The 6,715-nt window shown below is 64.8% G+C and carries 7 protein-coding genes; all 7 read left to right on the top strand.

All coding sequences use genetic code 11. The annotated features are described in order from the left end of the window. Nucleotides 1-8 precede the first annotated feature (8 nt). A complete protein-coding gene (gene nuoE, locus VIR09_RS22575; protein WP_013392145.1) occupies nucleotides 9-503 on the top strand; it encodes an NADH-quinone oxidoreductase subunit NuoE in 495 nt (164 codons plus the stop codon). After that, nucleotides 500-1,867: an NADH-quinone oxidoreductase subunit NuoF gene (nuoF, locus tag VIR09_RS22580; protein WP_332014874.1), complete on the top strand. Its 1,368-nt coding sequence runs from the start codon at nucleotides 500-502 to the stop codon at nucleotides 1,865-1,867. The genes nuoE and nuoF overlap by 4 nt, the downstream gene beginning before the upstream one ends. 15 nt (nucleotides 1,868-1,882) lie before the next feature. Continuing rightward, nucleotides 1,883-4,210, top strand: coding sequence for an NADH-quinone oxidoreductase subunit NuoG (gene nuoG, locus VIR09_RS22585; RefSeq protein WP_332014875.1), 2,328 nt, complete (start codon nucleotides 1,883-1,885; stop codon nucleotides 4,208-4,210). After that, the gene (gene nuoH / locus VIR09_RS22590) at nucleotides 4,210-5,283 is read left to right on the top strand and encodes an NADH-quinone oxidoreductase subunit NuoH (RefSeq protein ID WP_332014876.1); all 1,074 of its coding nucleotides are present in this window, start codon (nucleotides 4,210-4,212) and stop codon (nucleotides 5,281-5,283) included. Before nuoG ends, nuoH begins: the two co-directional genes overlap by 1 nt. Before the next feature lie 21 nt (nucleotides 5,284-5,304). Next, nucleotides 5,305-5,793, top strand: coding sequence for an NADH-quinone oxidoreductase subunit NuoI (gene nuoI, locus VIR09_RS22595; protein ID WP_008161196.1), 489 nt, complete (start codon nucleotides 5,305-5,307; stop codon nucleotides 5,791-5,793). Between the two features lie 17 nt (nucleotides 5,794-5,810). Next, nucleotides 5,811-6,461, top strand: coding sequence for an NADH-quinone oxidoreductase subunit J (locus VIR09_RS22600; protein ID WP_207473813.1), 651 nt, complete (start codon nucleotides 5,811-5,813; stop codon nucleotides 6,459-6,461). After that, nucleotides 6,458-6,715: NADH-quinone oxidoreductase subunit NuoK (nuoK, locus tag VIR09_RS22605; protein ID WP_332014877.1), on the top strand; the 258-nt coding region annotated here is incomplete at its 3' end. The genes VIR09_RS22600 and nuoK, both read left to right, overlap by 4 nt.

Raw genomic sequence — 6,715 nt, forward strand, 5'->3', positions numbered from 1 at the left:
TTCAAACTATGCTGCTTTCCGAACAGGCCTACCAGAAAATCGACCGAGAACTCGCGAAGTTCCCGGCCGACCAGCGGCAGTCCGCCATCATGGCCTCGCTTGCCATCGCGCAAGAAGAGAAGGGCTGGTTGGCTACCGAAATCATCGAAGATGTGGCCAACTACATTGGCGTTCCGCCCATCGCGGTCCAGGAAGTCGCCACCTTCTACAACATGTTCGACGTCAAGCCCGTCGGCAAGAACAAGATCGCCGTCTGCACCAACCTGCCCTGTGCCTTGCGCGACGGCGAACGTGCCGGCGACTACCTCAAGCGCAAGCTGGGCGTCGACTACCGCGGCACCACTCCCGATGGCCAGTTCACCCTGGTGGAAGGCGAGTGCATGGGCGCCTGCGGCGACTCGCCCGTGCTGATCGTGAACAACAAGCATATGTGCGTGCGCATGACCGAAGAGAAGCTGGACGCGCTGGTCGCGGCCCTCAAGGTGCAAGGAGAGTCGGCATGAACGCGCCCGACCTGTACAAACAGTTCGCGCAGGGGCTGGACCCCAATCCGCTGAACGACGTTTCCAATTCGATGTGCCTGCACGGCCGGCACATCCAGCCGCAGATCATGGCGGACGTCGACGGCGCCAACTGGCGCCTGGCCGACTACGTCAAGCGCGGCGGCTACGAAGCCCTGAAGAAGATCCTGACCACCGGCATGAAGCCGGAAGACGTGATCGCCGAGGTCAAGGCCTCCGGCCTGCGCGGCCGTGGCGGCGCGGGCTTCCCGACCGGCCTGAAGTGGAGCTTCATGCCGCGCGCCTTCCCGGGCCAGAAGTATCTGGTCTGTAACTCCGATGAAGGCGAGCCCGGCACGTTCAAGGACCGCGACATCCTGCGCTTCAATCCGCACATCGTGATTGAAGGCATGGCGATCGCCGCCTACGCCATGGGCATCAGCGCCGGCTACAACTACATCCACGGCGAAATCTTCGAAGTCTACGAGCGCTTCGAGGAAGCGCTGGAAGAGGCGCGCGCCGCCGGCTTCCTGGGCGACAAGATCCTGGGGTCGGACTACAGCTTCCAGCTGCACGCGTTCCACGGTTACGGCGCCTACATCTGTGGCGAAGAAACCGCGCTGCTGGAATCGCTGGAAGGCAAGAAGGGCCAACCGCGCTTCAAGCCGCCGTTCCCGGCCAGCTTCGGCCTGTACGGCAAGCCCACCACGATCAACAACACCGAAACGTTCGCGGCGGTGCCGTGGATTATCCGCAACAGCGGCCAGGCCTACCTGGAAGTCGGCAAGCCGAACAACGGCGGCACCAAGCTGTTCTCGATCACCGGCGACGTCGAGCGTCCCGGCAATTACGAGATCCCGCTGGGCACCCCGTTCTCGACCCTGCTGGAGTTGGCGGGCGGCATGCGCGGCGGCAAGAAGCTCAAGGCCGTGATCCCCGGCGGTTCGAGCGCTCCGGTGCTGCCGGCCGACATCATCATGGAATGCACGATGGACTATGACTCCATCGCCAAGGCCGGCTCGATGCTGGGCTCGGGCGCCGTGATCGTCATGGACGAAACGCGCTGCATGGTGAAGTCGCTCTTGCGCCTGTCGTACTTCTATTTCGAGGAAAGCTGCGGCCAGTGCACGCCGTGCCGCGAAGGCACCGGCTGGCTCTACCGCATGGTGCATCGCATCGAAAACGGTCACGGCCGTCCGGAAGATCTGGACTTGCTGGACAACGTGGCGGGCAACATCATGGGTCGCACCATCTGCGCCCTGGGTGACGCCGCCGCCATGCCCGTCCGTGGCTTCCTCAAGCATTTTCGCGACGAATTCGCGCACCACATCGAGCATAAGTCTTGTGTGGTCCCGCAATATCTGTAGGTCTCAGGAACAGCAATGGTTGAACTAACCGTCGACGGCAACAAGGTCGAAGTGCCCGAAGGCAGCATGGTCATGCATGCCGCCCAGAAAGTCGGGCTTTACGTGCCGCATTTCTGCTACCACAAGAAACTGTCCATCGCGGCCAACTGCCGCATGTGCCTGGTTGAAGTGGAAAAAGCGCCCAAGGCGCTGCCCGCCTGCGCCACGCCCGTGACCAACGGCATGGTCGTCCACACCTGCTCAGAGAAGGCTCGCGCCGCTCAGAAGTCGGTGATGGAATTCTTGCTCATCAATCACCCGCTCGACTGCCCGATCTGCGATCAGGGCGGCGAATGCCAGCTGCAGGACCTGGCCGTGGGCTACGGCGGTTCTTCCTCGCGTTACCAGGAAGAAAAGCGCGTGGTCTTCCACAAGGACCTGGGCCCGCTGGTTTCCGCCGAGGAAATGAGCCGCTGCATCCACTGCACCCGCTGCGTGCGCTTCGGCCAGGAAATCGCCGGCGTCATGGAACTGGGCATGTTGGGCCGTGGCGAACACTCCGAGATCACGACCTTCGTGGGCCGCTCGATCGAGTCCGAACTGTCGGGCAACATGATCGACATCTGTCCGGTGGGCGCGCTGACCTCCAAGCCCTTCCGTTACAGCGCGCGCACCTGGGAACTGGCTCGCCGCCGTTCGGTCAGCCCGCACGACAGCCTCGGCGCCAACCTGGTGGTCCAGGTCAAGGGCGACCGCGTCATGCGCGTGGTTCCCTTCGAAGACGAAGCCGTCAACGAATGCTGGATCAGCGACCGTGACCGCTTCTCGTACGAAGGCCTGAACAGCGAAGACCGCCTGTCGGCCCCGATGATCAAGGGCACCGACGGCAAGTGGCAAGAAGCCTCCTGGAGCGACGCGCTTGCCGCCGTGGCCCAGGGCCTGTCCCGCGTGCGCGACAGCTTCGGCGCCGGCCAGATCGGCGCCCTGGCGTCCGAATACGCCACCACCGAGGAATACGCGCTGCTGGGCCGCCTGGTCCGTGCGCTCGGTTCCGAGAACATCGACTTCCGCCTGCGTCAGACGGATGCAGCCTTTGACGCCGCCCTGACTGGCGCGCCGTGGCTGGGCATGCCCATCGCCGAGCTCGACAACCTGGACCGCGTCCTGGTGGTCGGTTCGTTCCTGCGCAAGGATCATCCGCTGATGGCGCAACGCCTGCGCCAGGCCGCCAAGCGCGGCACCCAGATCCTGATGGTCGACAGCGCCGCCGACGATCCCCTGATGCCCATCGCCGCCCGCATCACCGTGGCGCCGTCCGAGCTGGCGCGCGCGCTGGCCGAAGTGGCCGTCGCGCTGGCCCAGGCCAAGGAACAGGCCGTGCCGGCCGAATTTGCCTCGGTCGTCCCGGGCGAAAATGCCAAGCTCATCGCCGCCAGCCTGGCTTCCGGCGCCAATACCGCCGTGCTGATGGGCAACCTGGCCGTGGCCAGCGCCCAAGCCTCGACGCTGGCCGCCAACGGCCGCGCCGTGGCGGAACTGGCCGGCGGCAAGTTCGGCTTCCTGACCTCCGGCGGCAACACCGTCGGCGGTTACCTGGCCGGCGCCGTTCCGGGCAAGGGCGGCAAGAACGCCGCCGCCATGCTGGCCGAGCCGCTCAAGGCCTACGTGGTCCTGCACGCCGAGCCGCTGCTGGATGCCGACAACGGCCAGCAGGCCATCGCCGCGCTGCGCGGCGCGCAGTTCGCCGTGGCCCTGACGCCTTACCGTTCGGCCGCGGCCGAGTGGGCCGACGTCATGTTGCCGGTGTCGCCGTTCACCGAAACCTCGGGCACCTACGTCAACGCGCAAGGCCTGGCCCAGAGCTTCAAGGGCACGGTCACGCCGTTCGGCCAGACCCGTCCGGGCTGGAAGGTCCTGCGCGTGCTGGGCAACGTCCTGCACCTGGCCGGCTTCGACGACGAGACTTCCGAGTCCGTGCGCGACGCCGCGCTGGCGGGTGGCATCGAAGGCCGCCTGTCCAACGAGATCAAGGCCCCGCTGGGCCTGGGCCAGGCCGCCATCGGCCTGGAGCGCGTCGCCGACGTGCCGATCTACCGTACCGACGCCATGGTCCGCCGTTCGGAGCCGCTGCAAGCGGCCCCGGCCTCGAAGAAGCCGGCTGCCGCCATGAACGGCCGCACGCTCACCAGCCTGGGCCTGACGGCCGGCGTCAAGGTGCGCGTGTCGAGCGGGCAGGGCGCCATCGAACTCGAAACCGTGCAGGACGATGCCGTGGCCGACCGCGCCGTACGCATCTCCGCAGCCTTTGAAAACACCGCAGCCCTGGGTGGCGCATTCGGTCAAATCAGCGTGGAGCGTGCCTGATGGAATGGCTTAATGTTCTTGAGAGCCAGGGTACGGCATTGCTGGGCCCGACGGTCTGGATGGTCCTCTGGACCCTCATCAAGATTGTGGTCATCGCCGTGCCCATCATTCTGTGCGTGGCTTACCTGACCTACTGGGAACGCAAGATGATCGGCGCCATGCACGTGCGCTTCGGTCCGAACCGCGTCGGTTTCCGCGGGCTGCTGCAGCCGTTCGCCGACGTGTTCAAGCTGCTGACCAAGGAAGTGGTGGTGCCGTCGCAGGCCAACAAGGTGCTGTTCATCGTGGCCCCCGTGGTCACGCTGATGCCCGCCCTGGCCGCCTGGGCGGTGGTGCCGTTCGGTCCGGACGTGGTCCTGGCCAACGTCAATGCCGGCCTGCTGTACATCATGGCCATCACGTCCATCGGCGTGTACGGCGTGATCGTGGCGGGCTGGGCCTCCAACTCCAAATACGCCTTCCTGGGTGCGCTGCGCGCTTCGGCGCAGATGCTGTCGTACGAACTGGCCATCGGCTTCGTGCTGGTGACGGTGCTGCTGGTGTCCGGCAGCCTGAACATGTCCGAAATCGTGCATGTGCAGAACCGCGGCTGGTTCGCCGAGAAGGGCCTGACGTTCCTGTCCTGGAACTGGTTGCCGCTTCTGCCTCTGTTCGTGATCTACGTGATCTCGGCCGTGGCTGAAACCAACCGCCACCCGTTCGACGTGGTCGAAGGCGAATCGGAAATCGTGGCCGGCCACATGGTCGAATACTCGGGCATGGCGTTCGCGCTGTTCTTCCTGGGCGAATACGCCAACATGATCCTGCTGTCCTGCATGGCCTCGATCATGTTCCTGGGCGGCTGGGCTTCGCCGATCGACATCGCGCCGCTGACCTGGATTCCGGGTTGGATCTGGCTGGGTCTCAAGACGTTTTTCGTGGTCTCGTTGTTCGTGTGGTTCCGTGCGTCGTTCCCGCGCTACCGCTATGACCAGATCATGCGCTTGGGTTGGAAAATCTTCATCCCGCTGACCGGCGTTTGGCTGGTCGTGGTGGCGATCTGGATGCAGACGCCCTGGAACATTTGGCGCTAAGCCGCCAGGCAGAGGCAGGATATGGAAGCGATCAAGGATTTCTTCGGCAGCCTGATGCTGACCGAGTTGCTCAAGGGCATGCGCCTGACGGGCAAGTATTTCTTCAAGCGCAAGGTCACCTTGCGCTACCCCCAGGAAAAGACGCCTGCGTCGCCGCGTTTCCGCGGCCTGCACGCGCTGCGCCGCTACCCCAACGGGGAAGAGCGCTGCATCGCGTGCAAGCTGTGTGAAGCCGTGTGCCCCGCGCTGGCGATCACGATCGAGTCGGACCAGCGCGATGACGGCACCCGCCGCACCACGCGCTACGACATCGACCTGACCAAGTGCATTTTCTGCGGCTTCTGTGAGGAAAGCTGCCCCGTGGACTCCATCGTGGAAACGCATATCCACGAATACCACGGCGAAAAGCGCGGCGACCTGTATTTCACCAAAGACATGCTGCTCGCCGTGGGCGACCGCTATGAAGCCGACATCGCCCGCCGCCGGGCCGAAGACGCTCCCTATCGTTGAAGCCCAGGACCTGATCCATGACTTTTACTACTGTCCTGTTCTACATACTGGCCGCCGTGCTGGTGATCGCGGCATTCCGCGTGATCACCGCGCGCAGCCCGGTCACCGCCGTCCTGCACCTGATCCTGGCGTTCTCCAATGCGGCCATGCTGTGGATGCTGCTGGGCGCCGAGTTCCTCGCGCTGCTGCTGGTGCTGGTGTACGTGGGCGCCGTGATGGTGCTCTTCCTCTTCGTCGTGATGATGCTGGATATCCGCATGGATACCCTGCGCCAAGGCATGAAGACCTATCTGCCGCTGGGCCTGATCATCGGCCTGGTGATGGTGCTGGAAATGGCCTTCGTGCTGGGTTCGACCTGGTACGGCGCGGGCCCGCAAGCCCCGGTCGCTGGCGACTACAACAACGCCCGCGCACTGGGCGAAGCGATGTACACGCAGTACATCTACGCCGTTGAAGTGGGCGCCGCGCTGCTGCTGGTCGGCATGGTCGCCGCCATCGCGCTGACCCTGCGCCGCCGCCGCGACGTGAAGTACAACGACCCGGTGGCCGCCGTCCGCGTGCGTGCGAAGGACCGTTTCCGTCTGGTGAGCATGCCCGCCCAGAGCGAGCGCGCCCAGGCGCACAACGGCACCCCGACCGCTGCCGCGCCCCAAGGAGAACAAAAATGACGCTGACGCTGGCCCACTATCTGATCCTCGGGGCGATCCTGTTCGCCATCGGGATCTTCGGCATCTTCCTGAACCGCCGCAACCTGATCATTCTCCTGATGTCCATCGAGCTGGTGCTCCTGGCCGTCAACATGAACTTCGTGGCGTTCTCCAGCTGGTTCGGCGACACCGCCGGCCAGGTGTTCGTGTTCTTCATCCTGACCGTGGCCGCCGCTGAAGCGGCGATCGGCCTGGCCATCCTGGTGCTGCTGTTC

Source organism: Achromobacter sp., from assembly GCF_036567245.1.
Classification (GTDB): domain Bacteria; phylum Pseudomonadota; class Gammaproteobacteria; order Burkholderiales; family Burkholderiaceae_B; genus Achromobacter.